At 75.4% G+C, this 21,605-nt stretch carries 19 protein-coding genes; 12 read left to right on the forward strand and 7 right to left on the reverse strand.

What is annotated here, in order from left to right; all coding sequences use genetic code 11:
• Positions 1-115: 115 nt before the first annotated feature.
• Positions 116-1,042, forward strand: a complete 927-nt coding sequence (locus tag BLU95_RS12850) for a GNAT family N-acetyltransferase (protein WP_093860144.1) — start codon at positions 116-118, stop codon at positions 1,040-1,042.
• Positions 1,043-1,119: 77 nt separating this feature from the next.
• Here BLU95_RS12850 and BLU95_RS12855 read toward each other — a convergent pair whose 3' ends face one another.
• The 4 genes from BLU95_RS12855 to BLU95_RS12870 all read right to left on the reverse strand — a co-directional run bounded on the left by BLU95_RS12855 (position 1,120) and on the right by BLU95_RS12870 (position 5,468).
• Positions 1,120-1,983, reverse strand: a complete 864-nt coding sequence (locus BLU95_RS12855) for a hypothetical protein (protein ID WP_093860145.1) — start codon at positions 1,981-1,983, stop codon at positions 1,120-1,122.
• A 30-nt stretch (positions 1,984-2,013) separates the two neighbouring features.
• Positions 2,014-2,586: a C39 family peptidase gene (locus BLU95_RS12860; RefSeq protein ID WP_093860146.1), complete on the reverse strand. Its 573-nt coding sequence runs from the start codon at positions 2,584-2,586 to the stop codon at positions 2,014-2,016.
• Positions 2,587-2,877: 291 nt separating this feature from the next.
• The gene (locus BLU95_RS12865; protein ID WP_353653559.1) at positions 2,878-4,677 is read right to left on the reverse strand and encodes a glycoside hydrolase family 3 protein; all 1,800 of its coding nucleotides are present in this window, start codon (positions 4,675-4,677) and stop codon (positions 2,878-2,880) included.
• Positions 4,674-5,468 carry a tyrosine-protein phosphatase gene (locus BLU95_RS12870; protein WP_159424875.1) on the reverse strand — a complete coding sequence of 265 codons (795 nt, stop codon included), beginning with the start codon at positions 5,466-5,468 and terminating at the stop codon, positions 4,674-4,676. The genes BLU95_RS12865 and BLU95_RS12870 overlap by 4 nt, the downstream gene beginning before the upstream one ends.
• A 179-nt stretch (positions 5,469-5,647) precedes the next feature.
• Between BLU95_RS12870 and BLU95_RS12875 the strand changes: the two genes are divergently transcribed.
• Positions 5,648-6,475, forward strand: coding sequence for a GntR family transcriptional regulator (locus BLU95_RS12875; RefSeq protein WP_093860148.1), 828 nt, complete (start codon positions 5,648-5,650; stop codon positions 6,473-6,475).
• 10 nt (positions 6,476-6,485) lie between these two features.
• Here the strand turns inward: BLU95_RS12875 and BLU95_RS12880 are convergent, their stop codons facing one another.
• Entirely contained in the window at positions 6,486-7,175 is a 690-nt protein-coding gene (locus BLU95_RS12880; protein WP_093860149.1) for a TetR family transcriptional regulator, read from the reverse strand.
• 269 nt (positions 7,176-7,444) lie between these two features.
• On the opposite strand from BLU95_RS12880, the gene BLU95_RS12885 reads away from it, so the two are divergent.
• From BLU95_RS12885 to BLU95_RS12920, 8 genes are all read left to right on the forward strand, one after another.
• Complete coding sequence (locus BLU95_RS12885; RefSeq protein WP_093860150.1) at positions 7,445-9,013, forward strand: ABC transporter substrate-binding protein; 1,569 nt, start codon at positions 7,445-7,447, stop codon at positions 9,011-9,013.
• On the forward strand, positions 9,010-9,993 hold the full coding sequence (locus tag BLU95_RS12890; protein ID WP_093860151.1) for an ABC transporter permease: 984 nt from the start codon (positions 9,010-9,012) through the stop codon (positions 9,991-9,993). The genes BLU95_RS12885 and BLU95_RS12890 overlap by 4 nt, the downstream gene beginning before the upstream one ends.
• On the forward strand, positions 9,980-10,897 hold the full coding sequence (locus tag BLU95_RS12895; RefSeq protein WP_159424876.1) for an ABC transporter permease: 918 nt from the start codon (positions 9,980-9,982) through the stop codon (positions 10,895-10,897). The genes BLU95_RS12890 and BLU95_RS12895 overlap by 14 nt, the downstream gene beginning before the upstream one ends.
• On the forward strand, positions 10,894-11,922 hold the full coding sequence (locus BLU95_RS43265) for an ABC transporter ATP-binding protein (RefSeq protein ID WP_093860153.1): 1,029 nt from the start codon (positions 10,894-10,896) through the stop codon (positions 11,920-11,922). The genes BLU95_RS12895 and BLU95_RS43265 overlap by 4 nt, the downstream gene beginning before the upstream one ends.
• Positions 11,919-12,971 carry an ABC transporter ATP-binding protein gene (locus tag BLU95_RS12905; protein WP_197698755.1) on the forward strand — a complete coding sequence of 351 codons (1,053 nt, stop codon included), beginning with the start codon at positions 11,919-11,921 and terminating at the stop codon, positions 12,969-12,971. The genes BLU95_RS43265 and BLU95_RS12905 overlap by 4 nt, the downstream gene beginning before the upstream one ends.
• A gap of 135 nt (positions 12,972-13,106) precedes the next feature.
• Positions 13,107-14,228, forward strand: coding sequence for a PucR family transcriptional regulator (locus BLU95_RS12910; RefSeq protein WP_093860154.1), 1,122 nt, complete (start codon positions 13,107-13,109; stop codon positions 14,226-14,228).
• 223 nt (positions 14,229-14,451) lie between these two features.
• Positions 14,452-14,868 (forward strand): hypothetical protein, encoded by a 417-nt coding sequence (locus BLU95_RS12915; RefSeq protein WP_093860155.1) that lies wholly within the window; start codon positions 14,452-14,454, stop codon positions 14,866-14,868.
• Positions 14,869-14,994: 126 nt separating this feature from the next.
• Complete coding sequence (locus BLU95_RS12920; protein ID WP_093860156.1) at positions 14,995-15,510, forward strand: hypothetical protein; 516 nt, start codon at positions 14,995-14,997, stop codon at positions 15,508-15,510.
• A gap of 7 nt (positions 15,511-15,517) precedes the next feature.
• On the opposite strand, the gene BLU95_RS12925 is transcribed toward BLU95_RS12920, so the two are convergent.
• Together BLU95_RS12925 and BLU95_RS12930 are read right to left on the reverse strand one after the other, a co-directional pair.
• Complete coding sequence (locus BLU95_RS12925; protein ID WP_093860157.1) at positions 15,518-17,161, reverse strand: 4Fe-4S binding protein; 1,644 nt, start codon at positions 17,159-17,161, stop codon at positions 15,518-15,520.
• Positions 17,162-17,221: 60 nt separating this feature from the next.
• Entirely contained in the window at positions 17,222-18,169 is a 948-nt protein-coding gene (locus BLU95_RS12930) for an AurF N-oxygenase family protein (protein WP_093860158.1), read from the reverse strand.
• A 230-nt stretch (positions 18,170-18,399) separates the two neighbouring features.
• Here BLU95_RS12930 and BLU95_RS12935 point away from each other — a divergent pair, with 230 nt between their 5' ends.
• Positions 18,400-20,982: an ATP-binding SpoIIE family protein phosphatase gene (locus BLU95_RS12935; protein ID WP_093860159.1), complete on the forward strand. Its 2,583-nt coding sequence runs from the start codon at positions 18,400-18,402 to the stop codon at positions 20,980-20,982.
• A 362-nt stretch (positions 20,983-21,344) separates the two neighbouring features.
• Entirely contained in the window at positions 21,345-21,581 is a 237-nt protein-coding gene (locus BLU95_RS12940; protein WP_093860160.1) for a chaplin, read from the forward strand.
• Positions 21,582-21,605: the final 24 nt, after the last annotated feature.

Consider the following 21,605-nt stretch of genomic DNA (forward strand, 5'->3'; position numbering starts at 1 on the left):
CCTCCGTCCCCGGGCCCGACCGGGCCACCGGGTCAGGGCCACCGGACCGGTCTGCCGAACCGGTCCGCCGAATCCGGTCGACAGGACCGGCGCGGGTGGCGCAGAGTCAGGACGCATGACCGACCTCGCCGGACTCCCGCCGCTCCCCGCCCAGTACCGGTCCGCCCCGGCCGCCGTCGCCGACGCCCCCGCCGTCGCCCGGCTGGTCTCCGCCTGCGAGCGCGACCTGCTCGGCCGGCCCGAGAGCACGCCGGGCGAGGTCGCCGCCGACCTCGCGCACCCCGGCCTCGACCCCGCCCGGGACACCCTGCTGGTGCGGGACGCCTGCGGCGAGGTGGCCGGCTGGGCGTGGGTGCGCGGGGGACGGCGCAGCCGGGTCGACGTCCACCCCGGTCACCGGGGCGCCGGGCTGGGCGGGTGGCTGCTCGACTGGACCGAGGACCGGGCCCGGCGGGCGGGCGGGGAGCGGCTCGCGCAGGCCGTCGAGGACGGCGACCGGGCCGCCGTGGGGCTGCTGCGCTCACGCGGCTACCTGCCGTTCGTCTCCCAGTGGCAGCTGGGGATCGCCCTGCCCGCCGCCCCGATGGCGGCCGGACCGCCGGCGGGGATCTCCGTGCGGCCGTTCCGCCCGGGCGACGAGCGGGCGGCGCACCGGACGACCGAGGACGCGTTCGACGAGTGGCAGGTGCGGCGCAGTCCCTACGAGGAGTGGGCACCGCGGACGGTCGGGCACGACGCCTTCGCGCCCGCGCTCTCCCGGGTGGCCTTCGCCGGCGGGGACATGGTCGGCGCGGCGCTGGCCCTGGACCTGCCGGACCGCGGCGAGGGCCAGGTCGAGCGACTGGCGGTCCGCCGCGACCACCGGCACCGGGGGATCGCGCGGCTGCTGCTCGGCGAGGTGTTCGGCGCGCTCCACCGGCACGGCCGGGAGCGGTGCACCCTGTGGACGCACTCGGAGACGGGCGCGCTGCCGCTGTACCAGCGGTTGGGGATGACCGTCCGGCGCACCTCGTCGATGTACGGCAAGGCTCTCGGCGCCTAGGGGTTGTGCGCAAGGAGCCCGGGGAGCCGGCCGCCGCCCGGGCCGCCGTGGGACGGCGGCCCGGGCGGCGGCGGTGCTCAGACCGTGCCGCGGCGGCGGCGCCGGGACCGGCCGAGGGCGGCGGCTCCGCCCGCGAGGGCCAGGGCCGCGATCGAACCGCCCGCGAGCAGGGGTGTGCGGTCGGACGGCTCGGCCGCCCCGCCGTCCGGCCCGTAGCCGCTCGACATGCCCCGGGTGTCGTACTCGGAGCCGGGCAGCTTGTCGGCGTAGCGGCCCTTGAGCACCTGCTGGTAGTCGGCAAGCGACATCGACGAGCGGCCGCGGAGCCCTTCCCTGGCCTGGTCGTTGAGCGGCTCCACCGTGGTGAGCGTCAACCGGTACCAGCCGCGGATCTGCGGCTCGGTGAAGACCAGCGAGCCCGGGGTCGCGCTGCCCGCGTACCCGGCGTCGCTGTCGCCGTCCCGCACGCCCGCCAGGTGCCAGCCGCCGCCCTCGGTGGGGGCGAGCAGCACGGTGGCGGTGCGGTCGTTGACGGCGGCGCCGAGCGAGGAGACCAGGTTGCTCAGCCTGACCGCCGAGGTCGGCACGGGCAGTGCCGTGCCCGCGGCGAACTCCGGGGTGATCTCGTGCACCGCGAGCGGGTCGTTGAGGGTGAACGCGGGCAGGCCCGCGCACGGGTCCGGCGTGTCGGGGACCGTCACCGCGCCGCCCGGCCCGCCGTCGGGCCCGGCGGCGGGCAGCGGGGTGGCGAGGAAACGGCAGACGGCGTCGTGGACGCCGGCCGACCGCACCAGGTCCAGGGCGGCCTGGAAGTCGGGGATGTCGGCCGCCCGGGCCGGGCCGGCCGCGGACAGCAGCACGGACGCGCCCAGCGCCGCGACCAGGGACAGCCGGGAGAACCGGGGGGACTTCCGGCCGGCGGACTCGACTCGGTCACGCATGTGTCGTCACTCCTTCTCTGTCTTCTCGGTCTAGCGGGAGATGCCGGTACGGGAGTGGGTCCAGCGGAACGAGCTGTTGTTGACGTAGTCGTTGTAGTTCCACCACGTGTAGGTGGTGGTGTCCGGCCACGGGTCGCCGACGGCGATGGTGTTGTTCGAGGTGTCGAAGCCGTAGACGACGTTCATGTGGCCGCCGCCGGACTTCCAGCCGATCCGGGCGCCGATCGGCCGGGCGGCCTTGACGTCGCTGGTGACCTCGGCGAACGACGCCGCGCGCACCAGGCCGGTGCCGGGGTTGGCCATGCCCAGGTCGTACCAGGCGTTGGCCATGTCCTCGAGCCTGGCGGGCTGGTTGTCGCAGCTCGGGCCGCCCGCGTACGAGGAGGCGCGCCTGCAGAAGTCCGCCTGGGTGCTGCCGTAGCCCTGGAACTTGGCGATGGTGAGCCCGGAGGCCGACCAGCACCACTGGGTCTTCTCCTGCTTCAGCATGGTGATCTGGTCGTAGCCGGCTTCCGCCCTGGCCGTACCGCCCGCGGCCAGGAGGACCGCCGAGGCCGCGAGGGCCAGCGCCGAGCCGGTGACGGTGTGCCTGAATCTCCTCATGTTCCTGCCTTCCCGTGGGGCGTGGGATGCCCAGGCACATGAGAGCGCGGACCGCCGCCGTTCGCCGGACGGCTCGTCGGTGGCAGGGCCGAAGGGGTTGTTAGCCGTATGAGATTCGGATGGCTTGAAACATTCGTAGCCGCACGGCCTTTGGGGCAGCGGGCCGCCGCCGCGTCGACCCGCGGGCGGTGCAGGGCGTCCGACGCGGCGACACGGCGGCACCGCCGGACGGCGGGCGTCCGGCGGTGCCGCCGTGTCGACAGTGCTTGTGTCGTGCGGGGGCGGACCCGGTCAGCCCGCCTCGCCGCGCGGGGCGGTCGGGTGGCCGAAGCGGAACAGCGGGTCGGCGGTGTCGAAGGGGACGTCCTCCCGGGCGGCGTCGACGGCCGCGTCGGAGCGCGGGAGGTCGAAGGGGAGGGTGCCGGTCATCGGGGTGCGGCCGAACACGGCGTCCAGGACGATGTCGTCGGCGGCGCCGAACTCGCCCACCAGCAGGGCCGCGTGGGGTGCCAGCGGGGTGAGGACGGCGGGGCGCTCCAGCTGCGCGACGAGCGCCGTGGGCAGTGCCCGGGCCAGCTCCGCCAGCCGGTCCGCCTCGGCCGGTTCGAACTCCAGCGAGCCGGAGTGGAAGGCCTGTTCCAGCAGCCCTTCGCGCTTCTCGTAGGGCGTGGCGAGCCGGAGCACCGCGAGCTCGGCGTCCTCGGGCCGGTCGACGACGGTGCCGTAGCGGGCGGCCACGGCCGGGTCGACGCCCTCGACGTAGAGGCGGGTGCCGGTGAGCGGGCGGCCGGCCAGGTGCACCAGCGAGCGGGCCTGGACCTCGCGGCCCAGCGCGCGTCCCCCGGGTGCGCCGACCAGTTCGACGGCGGCCTCGACGTCCACGTACGGGTCGTCGAAGAGGCCGAGGCGGAACTTGTCGCGCAGGATCCGGCGGACGGACTCGTCGAGGCGCGCCTCGGTGACGGCTCCGGAGCGGACCACGCCGAGGATCAGTTCCGGGTCGGTCTCGCCGCCGAGCTGGTCGGCCCCGGCGTGCAGGGTCAGCGCCACCTGCTCCGGCACGGACAGCTCCTCCACGCCCCAGTGGCGCGGCGGCAGGCTGACGATGCCGGGGACGTCCATGCCGGTGATGGCGTTGAAGTCGGTGCAGACCACACCGTCGAAGCCGTACTTCCCGCGCAGCAGACCGGTGATGACGTCGTGGTTGAAGTTGGCGCCGACCTCGGCCAGCCCGCTGCCGGAGGGGATCGCGTAGGCGGGCATGATCTGCGCGGTGCCGGCCTCGAACGCGGCCTCGAAGGGGCGCAGGTGCCGGTCGAGCGCGCCGCCCGGGTAGACCAGCCGGCGGCCGGCCGCGAAGTGCGAGTCCTCGCCCTTGAACTGCGGGCCGCCGCCCGGGAAGTGCTTGGTCATGCAGGCGACGCTGTCCGGGCCGATCCGCTCGCCCTGGAGGCCGCGGATGTAGGCGGCGATGATCCGGGAGGCGCGGTCCGGGTCCTCGCCGAAGGTGCCGCTGATCCGGGCCCAGCGCGGTTCGGTGGCGAGGTCGGCCATCGGGTGGATGGCGACCCGGATGCCGACGGCCCGCAGTTCGCGGCCGATCAGCGCGGCGTACCGCTCGACGAGTTCCGGGTCGTCGGTGGCGGCCAGCCCGATCGGCTCGGGGCCGGTGGAGAAGCCGCCGCCGGTGAAGGCGGTGGCCGGGTTGGCGGTGAAGCCGTGCCGGGGGTCGGAGGCGAGGGTGACCGGGATGCCGAGCCGGGCGGCGGCGGCGAGGTCCTGGACGTGGTTGTTCCACTCGGCCATGGCGCGGGCGTCGGGGACGGCCATCATGCCGAAGGCGGTGAGGCCGCGTTCGGTGATGAGGTGCTCGCCGGAGGGGAAGGGGCCCTGGTTGCCGGGGAGCATCCGGCCGTGCAGCATCTGGGCGGCCTTCTCCGCCGGGGTCATCCGGGCCAGCAGGTCCTCGACCCGCGCCTCGACGGGCAGCCGGGGGTCCTCGTAGGGCTCCATGGTGCCGTTGTGGTTGAGGTCGCGGAACGGTGTGCCGTCGGTGTGGCGCAGCAGCGGCGGGCGGCTCACGGTGCTCACGCCGTCACCCCGGCGGGAGCGGCGGTGGGCCCGGTGGGCCCGGCGGGAACGGCGGGGACGGCGGCGGGAGCGGCCTTGGCGCGGAAGGCGGCGACGGTCGCGGCGTCCACGCCGCAGTGGGCGAGGAAGCCCTCGGTGCCGCCGTAGCGGCTGCCGACCAGCTCCAGGAAGGCGGCCATCGCGCCGGCCGGGGCCTCCAGCAGCGGACGGGGGACGACCAGGTTGCCGGTCGTGTAGTCGTTCAGCGCGGCCCGGTTGCGCTCGGCCAGGCCCTGGAAGATCTGGGTCAGCGCCGCGCCGGTGCGGGCGTAGTCGGCGACGATCTCCTCGGCGGGCACGCCGAGCAGGTCGAGCAGCAGGGCGGTCAGGAAGCCGGTGCGGTCCTTGCCCGCGGCGCAGTGCAGCAGCACCCCGCCGGGGCGGGCGGCGGCCTCGACGGCGAGCCTGACGGCCTCGGGGGCGGACTCGGCCATCAGCAGGTAGAAGGCGCCGAGGTCTGCGTCGGTGACCATCGCCTGCATGGCCGCCTCCAGTTCCGCGGTGGTGGGCTGGATACGGGCGGCGACCACCTCGACGCCGTCGGCCGCCGACACCGCCCAGTCCTCGTCCCGCGCCTCGCCGTCGCCGCGCAGGTCGACGATCGTGCGGACGCCGGCGGTGCGCAGCTGAGCGGCGATCCCGGCGTCGTCCTGGGGGAAGGGCTGGGCGGAGCGGTGCAGGACGCCGGGGCGGATCCACCGGCCGGCGGGGTCGGCGAGGGTGGCGGGGTCGCGGAAGTTGACCAGGGTCATGACGGGGCCTTTCGGTGGGGGGACGAGCGGGAGAGCGGGAAAGCTGGGGGACAAGACATCTAGATGTCCAGACATCTAGATGTCTACCCGGAGGATCGGGGCCGGGGCAAGCGGCGCCGGGGTGAACTTCCGGACAAGCCCGGACGGGAGGCGCCCCGCGGCTCCGTAGGATCGGGCGCGTGGCAACGCACCGAAGCGACACCCCGCTGTACCGCCGGCTGGCCCGGCAGCTCCAGGAGCGCATCGACGCCGGGACGTACCCGGCGGGCTCCCGGCTGCCCAGCGAGCCGGAGCTGAGCGCCGACTTCGGCGTCAACCGGCTGACCGTCCGGCAGGCGGTGGCGGAGCTGGAGCGGGCCGCGGTGCTGGAGATCCGCCGGGGCGTGGGGACCTTCGTCCGCCCGCCGTCGGTCCGGGTCTCGATCGCCGTCGACCCGCGCAGCCAGCGGTTCGACCTCGGCAGCGTCCACCGCGCCCTGCCGCTCGGCACCGAGCTGCCGGACGGGGCGGCGGGAACCGTCGAGGGCGACGGCGAGGCCGTGGTGGCGGCACCGGCCGTCGGCGGCTCCGCCGAGGACGAGGAGGCCGCCCGGCACCTGGGCCGCGCCACCGGGGAGCTGTCCCGGGTGGACACGGTGATCCGGATCGGCGGCCGGCCCCGGGTGGCGAACAGCTACTGGGTGCCGACCCGGCCGCTGCCGGCCGAACTGCTGCAGCCCGGACGGCCGGGGAACATGGTGCCCGCCCTGGCCGGGGCGGCCGGGGTGGAGCTGGAGTACGACTGGCGGGCGTTCGGCGCGATCGGCGCGGACCTCGCGGACGCGGAGCTGCTCGGGGTGCCGCCGGGCACCCCGCTGCTGGTCCGCGAGGGCGTCAGCTGCACGCCCGACGGCACGCCGGCGCTGTACGTGCGGCGGCGGATCGACGGCAGCAGCGCGCGGTTCGTGCTGCACTACCGCGAGCCGGGCGGGACGGCCGGCACCGGGGGGTCCGGGCCCGCCCGGTAGCCGGGCGCGCTCACCCGGCGCCACCGACGGGTGCGGAGGCCACCCCGGGCCCGGGCGACAGCGGAACGGGCCCCGGACCGGGCACGCCCCCGGGCTCCGCGAGCGGCCCGAGCAGTTGCCGGAACGCCACCGCCCAGTCCTCCAGCGGCCGCCCCTCCTCGCCGTTGACGACGTGCCGCCGGGTCATGCCCGCCAGCAGGGCAGCCAGCGCCTGCGGCCGCAGGTCGGCGGTCACGTCCACGCCCAGCCGGTCGGCCGCGATCGCCGCCGCCCGCTGCGAGAACGCGTCGATCATGATCAGGGCGAAGTCGTGCACGCTGCGGATCCCGATGAACCGGCGCCGCAGCTCCCGGCGCCGCACGGTGTGCTCGGCCAGCTCCTCCAACTGCCCGTCGGTGGTGACCCTGGCGTGCTCGAAGGCCTCCCAGATCCCGAGCCCGGAGGGCGCGGCGGCGAAGGCGTCCAGCAGTACCAGCCCGAAGTCCATGCCGAAGAGCAGGGCTTCCTTGCACTCGTAGTACCGGAAGAAGGTGCGGTGGGCGACGTCCGCGCGCCGGCAGATCTGGTCCACCGTGGTGCTCTCGAAGCCCTGCTCCTCGAAGAGGTCGAGCCCCGCCGTACGGATCGCCTGCCTGGTCCGCGCGCGCTTGCGGTCGCGCAGCCCGGGCTCCGCCGCGGTGTCCGTCCCCTGCCCCTGCATCCTGCTCGCTCCTCGTCAACTGCTCTGCCGCGAACGGCCGTAGTCGTACCGAATCACGCCCGGAGCAGCCGCTCAAGCCGCGTGCGAAGTCGTCGTCAGCTCGTCATGTGAAGTTTGCACAACTGCCAATTGGCAGTTGTGCCACTTCCAAAAGCTGGGCACCGACGGCGACCGGTCCGGTCCGGACCGCTCACTCTCCCCCGGCTTCCCCCGGGCTCTCCCCCTTTGCCCGGCCCCTCCCCCGCCCCCACCGAACCCCACGAGGAACCATGAAGCGGCACACGCACGTTCTGGCATCCGCGGTCTGCACGGCGGCTCTCGCCCTCACCGCCGTCGCCTGCTCCGCCTCCGACGACACCCTCTCCGGCGGCGGCGCGACCGGCTCCGCGCCCAAGGACGACGGGCCCGCCGTCGACGGCGGCACCCTGAGAATCGGCCTCGACCGGCCGTTCACCAAGCTCGACCCGGCCGACGGCGGACTCACCTCGATGCCGCTGATGATCCTGGCCAACGCGCTCTACGACCCGCTGATGGTCAACGCCGACAACGGCGCCGTCCAGCCCCACCTGGCCAAGTCCTTCACCCCGAACGCCGACGCCACCGCCTGGACGCTGGAGCTGCCCGAGGGCGTCACCTTCAGCGACGGCAAGCCGCTGGACGCGCAGGCCGTCGTCGACCACGTCGACCGGCTCGCCAAGCCCGAGGCCAAGTGCGGCTGCGCCGTCGACGCCGCCACCATCGGCGCCATGACGGTGAACTCCCCGACCTCCGTCGGCTTCGCCCTCAAGACCGCGAACGCCGCCTTCCCCAACCTGTTCACCCGTTCCCTCGGCTACATCTCCGAGGCGCCCGCCGCCGCCGACAGCCCCGCCGTCGGCTCCGGCCCGTACACGGTGGAGAGCGTGCAGCCCGGCGTCTCCGCCACCCTGGTGCGCAACCCCGCTTACCGAGGCCCCAAGGGCCACGCCGACAAGCTCGTCTACAAGGTGCTGCCGGACACCGACAGCCGCTACCAGTCGCTGCGCTCCGGCGACGCCGACCTCGTCTGGACCGAGACCCCCGCGCAGTACAAGCAGGCCGCCGGCGACGGGCTGCGCGCCGCGACCGGCCCCGGTTCTACCTCCACCGTGCTGTTCAACACCAAGTCCGCCCCCTTCGACGACCCGAAGGTCCGCAGGGCGCTCCAGTACGCCGTGGACCGCACCGCCGTCGAGCGGGTCGTCCACCTCGACCAGGGCAAGGTCTCGGACGGCCCGATCGGCTCCACCTCGCCCTACCGGGGCAGCGCCGACCCCGGCTACCCCGCGCACGACGCCGCCAAGGCCAAGGCCCTGCTCGCCGAGGCCGGCCACGCCGACCTCGCGTTCGACTACCTGGTCGACAGCCGGCCCGAGGCCCAGCAGCGGGCCACCGTGCTCCAGCAGATGTTCGCCGAGGCGGGCGTGCGGATGACCATCAAGCCGCTGGACCCGGCCGCCCTCGGCACCGCGATGTACCAGCGCCAGTTCCAGGTGATGGACTTCGTCACCAGCATGTTCGGTGACACCGACACCGCCCTGACCAGCCTGTACCTGCCCAACTCCCCCTACAACTTCATCGGCTGGAACAACCCGAAGGCCGCGCAGGCGATCACCGCCGGACACGGCACCGTCGACCCGGCCCAGCGGGCCCGCGCCTACCAGGAGGCCGCGCGGGAGATCGTCGCCGACGCCCCGATGCTCTTCCTGACCGAGAACCCGGTCGGCCTGCTCGCCTCCGCCAAGGTCGGCGGGCTGCCCGACGTCTCCAGGCGGACCGTGGTCAGCGTCTCCCCCGCCGTGCTGTGGGTGAAGAAGTGACCTCCACCCCGCCGGCGCCCGCCCTCCGGACGGCGGGGCGCGCCGCCGGACGGGCCGGGCGGGCCGCCTCGGTGCTGCTGCTGGTCACCGTCTCGGCGCTCGCCCTGCCCCACCTGATGCCCGGCTCCCCAGCCCTGGCCGCCCTCGGACCCACCGCCACGCCCGAACAGGTCGCCGCGTACGAGGCCCGGCTCGGTCTGGACGACAACGTGCTCGCCGCCGCCTGGCGCTGGCTCGGCAACGCCCTGCACGGCGACCTCGGCCACTCGCTCTCCACCGGCGCCGCCGTCACCGCCGAACTCTCCGACCGGATCCCGGTCACCCTCGAACTCTTCGTCGCCGCCCAGCTGGTGGCGCTCGGCCTGGCCCTGCCGGTGGCCCTGTACTCGGCCTGGCGGCCGGGCGGCGCGGTCGACCGGATCGCCACCGCCGGCGCGTTCGTCTGGCTCGCCGTGCCCGGCTTCGTGCTCGGCCTGGTGCTGATCTGGCTCGCCGCCGTCCAGCTGCGGATCCTGCCCGCCACCGGCTGGACGCCGTTCACCGAGGACCCGCTCGACAACCTGCGCCACCTGGTGCTGCCCGCGCTCACCCTCGGCCTCACCGAGGCGGCCGTGTTCACCCGCACCCTGCGCGGCCAGCTGATCGACACCCTCGACCAGACCTACGTGGCCGCCGCCCGCAGCCGCGGCATGGGCACGGTGCGACTGCTGCTGCGGCGCGCGCTGCGGCCCTCCTCGCTGCCGCTGGTCACCCTGGTCGGGATCGGCATCGGAATGTCGCTCGGCGGCTCGGTGCTGGTCGAGTCGCTGTTCGCGGTGCCGGGCGTCGGCACCCTCGCGGCCACCGCGATCGCCGGCCGCGACTTCCCGGTGGTGCAGGCCGTGGTGGTGGTCAGCGCCGTCGGCGTGGTGGCGGCCACCGTTGCCGTGGACCTGCTGTACCGCACCGTCGACCCGAGGATCGCCGATGAGCGCCGCTGAGACCGCCCTTCCCGAAGCAACGAAAGCAACGGAAGCGACCGGACCCACCGGACCGACCGGAACAGTGACCGGGGCGACGGCCGCGGGCCGCCGGACGGCGTCGCGCCGCCCGGCCCCCGGGGTCCTCGCCGCCGGGACCTGGCTGGCGCTGGTCGCGCTGGCCGCCCTGCTGCTCCCGCTGCTGCCCGGGTTCGACCCGCTGCACGGCGACTTCGCCCACCCCGCCGCCGCCCCCGGCCCCGGCCACTGGCTGGGCACCGACGCCGCCGGGCGGGACGTCCTGCAACGGACCGTGGCCGGCGCCCGCGCCTCCTTCGCCGTCGCCGGGCTGACCATCGCCGTCGGTCTGCTCGGCGGCGGGGCGCTCGGCCTGGCGGCGGGCTGGTTCCGGGGCCCGGTGGACAAGGTGATCGGCTTCGCCACCGACCTGCTGATGTCGGTGCCCTCGTTGATCCTGGTGATGATCACGGTCGCGCTGCGCGGCCCGAGCCTGACCGTGATCGGCACGCTGATCGGCCTGTTCACCGTGCCGCACTTCACCCGGGTGGTGCGCGCCGTCGTCCTGTCGCTCAGCGAACGCGGCTTCGTCCAGGCCGCCCGGATGATCGGCACCGCACCCCTGCGCATCCTGCGCCGCGAGGTGGTCCCGCACGTCGCACCCGTCGCGCTCACCTTCGCGTTCACCGCCACCACGGTCGCGATCGTCGCCGAGGGCTCGCTCAGCTTCCTCGGCTTCGGCCTGCGCCCGCCGGAGCCGTCCTGGGGCGGCATCATCGCCGAGGGCCGGACCACCCTCGGCAGCGCGCCGTGGATCTCGCTCGCCCCGGCGGCGGTGCTCTGCCTGACCGTCCTCGCCCTCAACTACCTGGGCGAGCAGCTCCGTTCGAAGGGAGGCCGGGGATGACCACCCCTGTCCTGGAAGTCCGCGCGCTGGACACCACCCTGCACACCCCCGACGGCCGGACCCTGCACGTCCTGCACGGCATCGACCTCAGCATCGACGCCGGGGAGTGCCTCGGCGTGGTCGGCGAGTCCGGCTCCGGCAAGTCCGTCCTGGCCCGCACCGTGCTCGGCGTCCACCCCCGCACCACCCGGGCCACCGCCACCGGGCGGATCCTGCTGAACGGCGAGGACCTGCTCACCGCCGCCCCGCGCCGGCGCGCCGAACTCCTCGGCACCGGCGTCGCCATGGTCCACCAGGACCCGATGACCTCGCTCAACCCGGTGGTCCGGATCGCCGACCAGGTCACCGAGTCGCTCACCAACCGGCGCCGGATGCGGCGCCGGGAACGGCTGCGCACCGCCGCCGAACTGCTCGCCGCCGTCGACGTGCCCGACCCGGCCCGACGCGCCCGCGCCTACCCGCACGAGCTGTCCGGCGGGCTGCGGCAGCGGGTCGGCATCGCCGCCGCGCTGGCCGGCTCCCCCGCCCTGCTGCTCGCCGACGAGCCCACCACCGCGCTCGACGTCACCGTCCAGCGCACCGTGCTCGACCTGCTCGACCGGCACCGCGGGACGCGCGGCCTCGCCACCCTGCTCATCACCCACGACATCGGCCTGCTGTACGGGCGGGCCCGGCGGATCGCCGTCATGTACGGCGGGCGGATCGTCGAGACCGGACCCACCGAGGCCGTCACCGAGGCGCCCGCCCACCCGTACACCGCCGCGCTGCTGCGCTCGGTGCCGAGGGTCACCGGGCCGCTGCGCCGCGTCCTGCCCGCCGTGGCCGGCTCGCCGCCGGACCTCTTCCGGCCGGCCGTCGGCTGCCCCTTCGCGCCGCGCTGCGAGCGCGCCGAGGCGGTCTGCTCGACGGACGCGCCCCCGCTCCACCGGGCCGGCGACAGACACACGGCCGCCTGCCACTTCCCGCTCTCCGCACCGTCGGCCTCGTCGGCCGTGTCCGTGACGAAGGCCCAGGAGACCGCATGACCACCGTCGCCCCCACCCCCGGACCGTCCCCCGTCGTGCTGCGGGCCACCGGCCTGTCGGTGGTCCACCGCACCCGTTCCGGCCCGCTGCACGCCGTCAGCGAGGTCGACCTGACCCTGCGCGAACGCCGCACCCTCGCCCTGGTCGGCGAGTCCGGCTCCGGCAAGAGCAGCATCGCCAAGGCCCTGCTCCGGCTGCCCGCGCCCACCGCCGGCACCGTCACCGTCGACGGCACCGACCTGGCCGCCCTCGCCCCCCGCGCACTGCGGGCGCTGCGGCCCCGGCTGCAGATGGTGTTCCAGGACCCGGTCTCCTCGCTCAACCCGCGCCGCACCGTCCGCGACCTCGTCGCCGAACCGCTCGACGCCCACCCGGACCCGGCGGTGGACCGCGCCGCCGTGGTCGAACGCCAGCTGGAGGCGGTCGGGCTGCCGCTCGCCCTGTTCGGCGGACGCCGGCCCGGCCAGCTCTCCGGCGGCCAGGCGCAGCGGGTCGCCATCGCCCGGGCGCTGGCGGCCGAACCCCGGGTCCTGATCGCCGACGAGGCCGTGTCCGCGCTCGACGTCTCGGCCCAGGCCACCGTGCTCAACCTGCTGCGCCGGCTCACCGAGGAACGCGGCCTGGCGAGCCTGTTCATCTCGCACGACCTCGGTGTGGTCCGCGCGGTCAGTGACGACGTCGCGGTGCTCCAGCTCGGCCGGCTCTGCGAGCAGGGCCCCACCGAGGAGGTGCTCGCCGCACCGGCCCACCCCTACACGGCCGCGCTGCTCGCCGCCGTCCCCGAGCCCGGGCGGCCGCTCGGGGACACCGGGCTGCTCCCCGCCGATCCGCCCTCGCCGCTCGACCCGCCGTCCGGCTGCCGGTTCCGCACCCGCTGCCCGTTCGCCGACGAGCGGTGCGCGCGCGAGGTGCCGGAGCTGCGCGAGGTGGCGCCGGGGCGGACGGTCGCCTGCCACCGGCCGCTGCTGCCGGTCGCGGCGCCGATCGCGGCGGCCTCCCCGGCGGCGGCCTCCCCGGCGGCCGGGGGCGGCGGCCGGCCGACCCGATAGCATTCCCGGGCTGGGTGGCCGGCCGACCGGCCCACGGCCCGGCGGTCCGGCCGACCGGCGGAGAGGCCGATCGGCCGACCGGACGGCCCGCCGGACGACCGCACCGAACCCACGGGCCGGGGCGGACACGACACCATGACGGCGGCCAACGGAACCGGCACCCCCGACATCCCCGGCCGGCTCGCCGACCACTGCCTCGCCCTGCTCACCGAGGTCTCCCGCACCGGCCGCCTGCTCCGCCGCGCCGAACTGGAACGCCTGCGGGACCTCGGCGAACGCGCCGCCGAGGCCGGCCACGGCCTGCGCGACCTCGTCGGCGTCTGCCTCGGCGCCACCCGGGCGTCCTGGCAGACCTTCCCCGGCCTCACCGCCGTCACCACCGCCGAGGTCCGGCGCACCGGCGACGCCGTGCTCGCCGCCACCCAGGCCGCGCTGGGCGCCGTCGCCGAGGGCCACGAACGTGCCCAGCGGATGGCCGTCCGCCAGGAGGAGGCCAACCGGCGGGAACTCGTGAACGACCTGCTGCACGGCCGCACCGACCTCGGCCGGCTCGCCGAACGCGCCGAACGCTTCGGCCTGCGGCTCGCCGCCGGCTACACCGTCGCCGTCGCCGTCGGCGCCGAGGCCTACCTGGAGGGCGCGCCCACCCCGCACCGGGTCCTGCGCGAACTGACCGGCCGTTACGACGACCGCACCCTGCTGCTGGCAGTCCGCGACGGGCGGCTGGTCTGCATCGCCTCCGACGGCGAACAGGCCGTGCTCGCCGCCTTCACCGACCTCGCCCTGCGCCCCGGACCCGGCTACCCGCCAGCCCTGCGGGTGGCCACCGGCCGCCGGCACGCCGGCACCGGCGGCATCGTGCGCAGTTACGAGGAGGCGCTCGCCACGCTGGAGTACGCGGAGCGGCTCGGCCTGCCCGCGGCCCGGCTGCGGGCCGAGGAACTGCTGGTCTTCCCGGTGCTGATGCGGGACCGGGCCGCCATGGCCGACCTGGTGCGGACCGTGCTCGGTCCGCTCACCACCGCGCGCGGCGGCGCCCGTCCACTGCTGAGGACCATCACCGTCCAGGCCGAGGCCGGGTACGTGAACGCGGAGACCGCCCGGCGGCTCGGGCTGAGCGTGCGCGCCCTCGGCTACCGACTGGAACGCATCCGCGACCTCACCGGCTACGACCCGGCGGACGCCCTGCACCGCTACACCCTGGAGACCGCCGTGATGGGCGCGCGACTGCTCGACTGGCCCGACCAGCCGCTGTGATCCGTTCCGTCAGACGTTTCGGACCGCCCCGCGTTGCTTGCGTTTTCCGGATATTTTCAGGGTGTCAAAACCTCGTCAAGATTGCCGGATCCTGGCAGTGTGCGGATGCCTTCGCCCTGACAGGATCACTGCGGCGCACGGGGGATCCGGCGCTGCAGGAAGAGTCTGGGGGGCGGGGCGGTTGCGGGGGAATTTCAGAGCCGCACCCGGCTTTCCGACTCTGGTGGCGACCGCTGAGTACTGGATGCTGGCCCTGCTCAGCGGCCTTGGCGCCGACGTCGTGTCCGGGGGACACGACGTCGGCCACGCCACCGGGACCCGGAACGGGGGGTGCGGCGCCGATCCCCATGTCGACGCCGTGCCCGGGGTTCTTCCCGACGAGCTTCCCGGCGACCTGCTCGCTTCCGAACCCTTCCCCTTGGTCGGCCGCTCCTGTTTCGTCCTCCCGGGCGACGCCACCGCCGCCGGCGGCTGGGCCGAGGTCACCGCGGACGACGGCTCGCCGCTCCTCGTCGCGGTCCGCACCCCGCCCGGCGACCCCACCGTCCCGGCCGGCCGCACCGCCCTCCTGCACGCCCACGACGCGTCCAGCGACAGCTACCTGATCACGCCGCTGGACCTGAGCGCCCTCTTCAGCTGACGGGCATTCGGAGGATGATCCGACTTGTTCGAGCCCGGGCAACCGAGGCACGGGCGGGGGGTAGGTTCGGGCACGGCGTTCCCGCGGTGGCGGATTCCGCGCGCCCGGCCGAATCGAGGCACCACCATGAGCGCTCGCCCCGGGAGCCCACGGACCATCCGCGAGTTCCGCGAGACCCTGACCGGACCGGACCTCGCCCGCTTCGAGGCCGAGGTCGAGGACGTCCCCCTGGACGAGCTGGAGGGCTACCTCAAGGGCTGGCAGCAGTTGCTGCACCTGCGCACCGCCCCCGAGACCGGTCACGCCCTGCGGACGGCCTTCGACCGGCCGGGAACCCTGTTTCCCACCGAGCCCTCCGTGCGGATCCCGCTCGCCGAGTTGCGGCGGGTGCTCGACGTGCTCGTGCGCCGGGCCGAGGCGCAGGCCTCCGAGGGACGGATCGCCGTGGCGGATCCGTACTGGTCGGTGCCGACGGCGGAGGCGGCCGACGTCTACGGGGGACCACCGCAGCTCACTCTGGGGATGACCTCCGAGGCCTGGGAGCAACTGCGGCGGATGGCCGAGGACGAGTCGCGCACCGTCGGGTACGGCTTCGTGTGGCTCGGCGACGTGCTGCGTGCCGTCGGGGCCGAGGTGGTCTGAACGCGGGTCAGCGTCGGGCCGCCGCCAGGAGGGCCGGGACGGTGGGGAGTTTGACGCGGGGGCGGCCGGTGGCCTCGCCGCGGGCACGTTCGGCGCGGTCGATGGCGCGGAGCTGGCGCAGGCCGAGGGCGTCGGGGCGGCGGGTGCGGACCAGGCGGTCGAAGGCCCTGCGGTCACCGGTCGGGTGGGGCAGGGTGCCCGCGACGGCGTCGGCCAGGAGGGCGTGCACGGTTTCCTCGGCGCACGCGCGGTTGGCGCCGATGCCGCCGGAGGGGCCGCGCTTGGCCCAGCCGACGAGGTAGGTGCCGGGCAGCGGCCGGCCGGTCGCCGGATCGAGGACGCGACCGCCCCGGTGCGGGACGCTCGCGGTGGCCTCGTCGAAGGGCAGCCCGGGGAGCGGGACGCCGCGGTGGCCGATGGAGCGGACCACCAGGGCGGCGCTCAGGGGCCGGTCGTCGCCGGCCAGGCGGACGGCCTCGACCCTTTCCCCGCCCAGGAGTTCGACGGGTGCGGCGTGGAAGCGCAGCACGATGCGGCGGCCCGGCCGGGGCGGAGCGGAGCCGTCCAGGCGTTCCCTCGGCAATGCGGCGAGCAGGGCGAGCTCGGAGCCCGCGGGGGCGGCGGCCAGGGCCGCGCTCACCTCCGGCCGGTCGTCCACGACGATCTCGACGCCCGGGAGCCGGGTGAGGGCGAGGAACTCGGGGGCGGTCCAGGCGGCGTGCTCGGGCCCGCGCCGGGCGGTCAGGACGACCTCGCGGAGCGGGCTGCGGCGCAGCGCGGCGAGGGCGTGGTCGGCGATGTCGGTGGCGGCCAGCCGGTCCGGGTCGGTGAGCAGGATCCGGGCGATGTCGACCGCGACGTTGCCGTTGCCGACGACCACGGCCCGTTCGGCGCCGGGGCCGGTTCCGGCGCCGAGGGCGACCGCGTCGGCGGGCACGGTGGGTTCGGCGTTGTACCAGCGGACGAAGGTGGTGGCGGGCAGGCTGCCGGGGAGGTCCTCGCCGGGCACCTCGAGCCGGCGGTCCGCGGCGGCGCCGACCGCGTACACCACCGCGTGGTGGTGGGCGGCGAGTTCGGCGTGGTCGAGGTCGGTGCCGACCTCGACGTTGAGGTGGACCCGCAGCCGGGGGTCGTGGAAGACGGAGGCGAAGCTCTCGGCGATCCGTTTGGTCGACTGGTGGTCGGGGGCGACCCCGTGCCGCAGCAGTCCGCCGGCCACCGGCAGCCGGTCGATCATGGTGACCTCGGCGCCGGTGGTGCGCAGCAGGGCCTGCGCGGTGTAGCTCGCGGACGGGCCGGTGCCGACGACGGCGACCCGGAGCGGGCCGGTGCCGAGGTCGAGGCCGGTGGGCAGGCTGCGCGGGAAGACGGGCGCGCCCCAGGCGTGGTCGGTGGGGTGGTCGCGGTACCAGTCGCGGTTGAGGTCGGCGTAGACGGCGTCGGGGCCGGCGAGCCGGTCGACCGGGAAGATCGCGTCGACCGGGCAGGCGTCGGCGCAGGCGCCGCAGTCGATGCAGGCGGCCGGGTCGATGTAGAGCAGGTCGGTGCGGCCGAAGTCGGGCTCGTCGGGGGTGGGGTGGATGCAGTTGACCGGGCAGACGGACACGCAGGAGGCGTCGTTGCAGCAGGACCGGGTGATCGCGTAGGCCATGGCGGGGGCGGGGTTCCTCGCTGGGTGGGGGTCGGCGTGCGGGGATGCGGGGCGCGGTGCTCAGAGCATGTGGATGCGGCGGTAGAGCTTCGTCGACGGCCCGGTGAGCAGGCCGTTCTCGGCGAGGAAGGCCATCAGGTGGCGGCTGCTGGTGCGCATCATGGCGCGCCGGTGCTCGCTGGCCCGGACCTCGGCGAGGGCCCGGGCGACGTCCAGTCCGGCCGCCTTGTACACGGACGGGTGAACCATGCTGGTGACGATGACGTAGGCGCCGGCGGCGATGCCGAAGGCGGCGTTGCGGCGACGCAGGGTACCGGCCCCGCGCAGCCGTTCGCGGATCTCCTGGCGGGCGAACTTCATGTGCCGGGACTCCTCGACCACATGGATCCGGGAGGTGCCGCGGACGATGTCGAGGACGTTCTCGCCGCGCATCCAGTCGCGCTGCATCACGTCCAGCACCTCTTCGGCGACCAGGATGCCGCCGTAGGCGAGTTCGCCGCGGGCGAGCGCCTTGTAGGCGCGCCCGGCCTGGGCGACCAGCTGGTTGGGCTTGTACTGGGGGACACCCATCTTCTCGCAGGCCCGGGCGAACATGATCGAGTGGCGGCATTCGTCGGCGATCTCGGTGAGCGCGAAGCGGAACTCGGCGCTGGCCGGGTCCTTGAGGTACTGGTCGCGCAGCACCATCTGCTGGAGGATCATCTCGAACCAGATGCCGGTGGTCATGATCGAGCCGACCTCGTGGCGGGTGAGCACGACCCGCTGCTCCTCGGTCATCTCCGACCAGAGCGGGGTGCCGTAGAGGGTGCTCCACTCCGGGTTGAGCCCGTAGTGCCCGGGCTCAAGCGGGGCGTCCCAGTCGATCTCGGTGGCCGGGTCGTAGGAGAGCGTCGCGGCCGAGTCGAGCAGCCGCTCGGACACGTCGTCGTCGGCGGCGCTGTGGGACCGTCCGCGGCCGCCTGGGGCGCCTGGGGTGAGGGTGGGGGTGCGTTGCGCCGAGTGAGCCATGGCTGCCTCCGTCAGGTGCGTGGCCTGCGCGGGGACTCGCCTCCGCGGCGTCGGCCCGCGCTTATTGACGGAGATTACAATAAGAGCCGACGCCCGAGAACCCCCCGTGCACCGCCTCCTGCGCGACGGGGGCCGCCGACCGGGACCGGCGGGAACTGGCGGGCGCGGCGGGCCGGAGGATGATGGAGAGATCGCGGCCGTGATCCCGCCGACGGAGAGGAGCCGACCGGATGAGCACGGCGGACCCGCTGCAGCGTGGCCGATCCCCGTTCGTCGACAACGCCGTCGGCGCCCTGCTCGACGCGGACGGCCGGATCGTCCGCTGGACCCCGGAGGCGGCCCGGATGTTCGGCCTCGGCTCCGGGCAGGTGCACGGACGGCCGGTGCACGAGCTGCTCGCCGACCCCTCGGGGTGGCCGGCGATGTCCGAGCTCACCGAGGGGCAGCGGGCGGCGGGCTGGTCCGGCGAGGCGGTGTTCCGCTCCGGCCGGGGCGAACTGCTGGGGCTCTCCTTCCAGGTCCTGCCCCTGGACGCTCCGGCGGTCGCGGACGGCTCCGACACGGCCCGCTACCTGGTGCTCGCCGCCCCCACCCCGCAGATCGCCCGCTGGCGCCAGGACCAGGCGTTCACCAGCGAGCTGTTCCTCCAGGACCGGGTCGGCCTGGCCGTCTTCGACGAGCGGCTGCGCCTCGTCCGCACCAACACCCATCTGCTCCCCTACAGCGGCCTCCCCCCGGACCTGCGCGGCCGGCGGCTGGGCGACTTCCTCCAGCCGCAGGACGCCGCCGCCGTCGAACGCGGGCTGCACGACGTGCTGCGCACCGGCCGGCCGCTGATCGGCGCGGAGGAGATCGTCCGCACCATCGAGGACCCGGCCGGCGGCGCGGTGATGGCCATCTCGGCGTTCCGGCTCCAGGCCCCGGACGGAGAGGTGATCGGGGTCACCGCGCTGTTCACCGACGTCACCGAACTGCACCGATCGGGCGAACGGCTCGCCCTGCTGCACCGGGCCACGGCCGCCGTCGGCGGCTCGCTCTCGGTCGCCGGGACGGCGGAGGAACTGGCCGCCGTCCTCGCGCCGCCCGCCGCCCGGACCGGACCGGGCGGCGCCGACCCGGCCGCCGAGCCCGCCCCCGGCCTGGCCGACCTGGCGGTGGTGGACGTCGCCGAGGCGGTGTTCACCGGCGGGGAGCCCTCGCCCGGGCGGGACGGGCGGGTGCTGCTGCGCCGCGCCGCCGTCGCGGTGTCGGCCCCGCCCGGCGAGCCCGCCGCGGGCCCGGGCGGTCCGGTCGCCCCGCCACCGCCGCCACCGGTCGGGGGCGCCGTGCACGCCCACCCCGACGAGCAGGGCGTGCACACCGACTTCCCCGCCTCGATGGCCGTCCCGCTCCGGGCCGGCGGCCGGCTGCTCGGCCGGGTGGCCGTCCACCGGGCCCCGCACCGGCCGCCCTACCTGCCGGCCGACCTGGAGCTGCTGCGCGAGATCGCCGACCGGGCGGCACTCGCCCTGGACAACGCCCGCCGCTACGCGCGGGAGCACCGGGCCGCCGTCGGCCTCCAGCGCAGCCTGCTGCCGCCCTCGCAGGCCGAGACCACCGCCGTCTCCACCGCCAGCGTCTACCTGCCCACCGACACCGCGAGCGGGATCGGCGGCGACTGGTTCGACGTGATCCCGCTGTCCTCCGCCCGGGTGGCGCTGGTCGCGGGCGACGTGGTCGGGCACGGTCTGGCCGCCAGCGCCACCATGGGGCGGCTGCGGACGGCGGTGCGGACGCTGGCCGACCTCGACCTGGAACCGGACGAACTGCTGGTCCACCTGGACGACCTGGTGGCCCAGCTGATGGTGGAGGCGGAGCGGCCGGACGAGGACGAGGACGAGGGGCCGGACGACCTCGACGCCGGGACCGGTGCCCTGGACGGCGCCGGCGCGGCCTCCCGGCCCCCGGTGGGCCACGGCGTGTGGTCGGACGGCACCGGGGACGGCACGGACGAGCAGCAGACCGTGCCGTTCGGCGCCACCTGCGTGTACGCGGTGTACGACCCGGTGTCCCGGCGCTGCGCGATGGCCTCCGCCGGGCACCCGCCGCCCGCCGTCGCGGCGCCGGACGGCCGGGTGACCTACGTGCCGATCCGGCCGGGCCCGCCGCTCGGTGTGACCGGGCTGCCGTTCGAGGTGACCGAGGTCGAGCTGGAGCCCGGCAGCCTGCTCGCGCTCTACACCGACGGGCTGCTGCTGGGGTACGCGGACGACCTGGAGGAGGGCATGGACGCGCTGGCCCACCGGCTGGCCGCCGCGGCCTCCCCGCCGGAGGGCGCCGTCACCCCGGCCGGGGCCTCGCTGCGGCAGCTCGGCCGGGACCTGGTCGCCGACCTGCCGGCGCACCGACTCACCGACGACGTCACCCTGCTGCTCGCCCGGACCCGCGCGGTGCCGGCCGCGGACACCGCCGGCTGGACCCTGGAGGCGGACCCGTCGGGGGTCGGCCGGGTCCGCGAGGCCGCCACCGCGCAGCTGCGGCAATGGGGGCTGGAGGAGCTGGAGTTCACCACCGAGCTGGTACTCAGCGAACTGGTCACCAACGCCATCCGGTACGCGGGCGGCCCGGTCGGCGTCCGGCTGATCCGGGCCGAGCGCCTCACCTGCGAGGTGTCCGACCCCAGCTCCACCCAGCCCCGGATGCGCCGGGCCCGGCTCACCGACGAGGGCGGCCGCGGCCTCTACCTGGTCGCCCAGCTCACCACCCGCTGGGGCAGCCGCTACACCCGCCGGGGCAAGACCATCTGGGCGGAGCAGGAGATCCCGGCCGGCTGAGGCCGGAAGCCGCCGGGGGCGGGGTCGGGCCGGCCGCTCCGGAGCGTCGAACTCCCCTGGGCCAGCCACCTGTTCGACCTCACCCGGGGCAACCTGACCACCCAGATCGCCGAGGGTCTGATCCAGCAGTTCGACCAGCAGACCGCGCGCTGAGCGCGCCACGGGCCGGCCCTCCCGCACCGGGAGGGCCGGCCCCGGTGCCACCCCGGCCCGGAGCACCGCCCACCCGGGCGGGCGATGCCGGGACACGCTCGGGCGAGGCCGGGGACACGCCCGCGTTCCGACCAATACGGGGGGATCGGGACCCTCCGCCGGTGTGATTGGTGATCTGATCTGCTGACTCATCCACACCAAGGAGAGACATGCGTACTCGCACCGCCCTCGCCGCCGGAGTGCTGGCCGTGGCCGCCCTGCTGGCCGGCGCCGGCACCGCTTCCGCCGACGCCTCCGCCAACGGCCTGGCCTTCGGCTCCCCGGGCGTGCTGTCCGGCAACCAGATCCAGATCCCGGTCCACATCCCGATCAACATCTGCGGCAACTCGATCAACCTGGTCGGTGCGCTCAACCCGGCGTTCGGCAACACCTGCATCAACGCCTGATCCACCGGCCGCAGGCTGCACGAC

The organism is Streptomyces sp. TLI_053 (genome assembly GCF_900105395.1).
In the GTDB taxonomy this organism is placed as follows: Bacteria; Actinomycetota; Actinomycetes; order Streptomycetales; family Streptomycetaceae; genus Kitasatospora.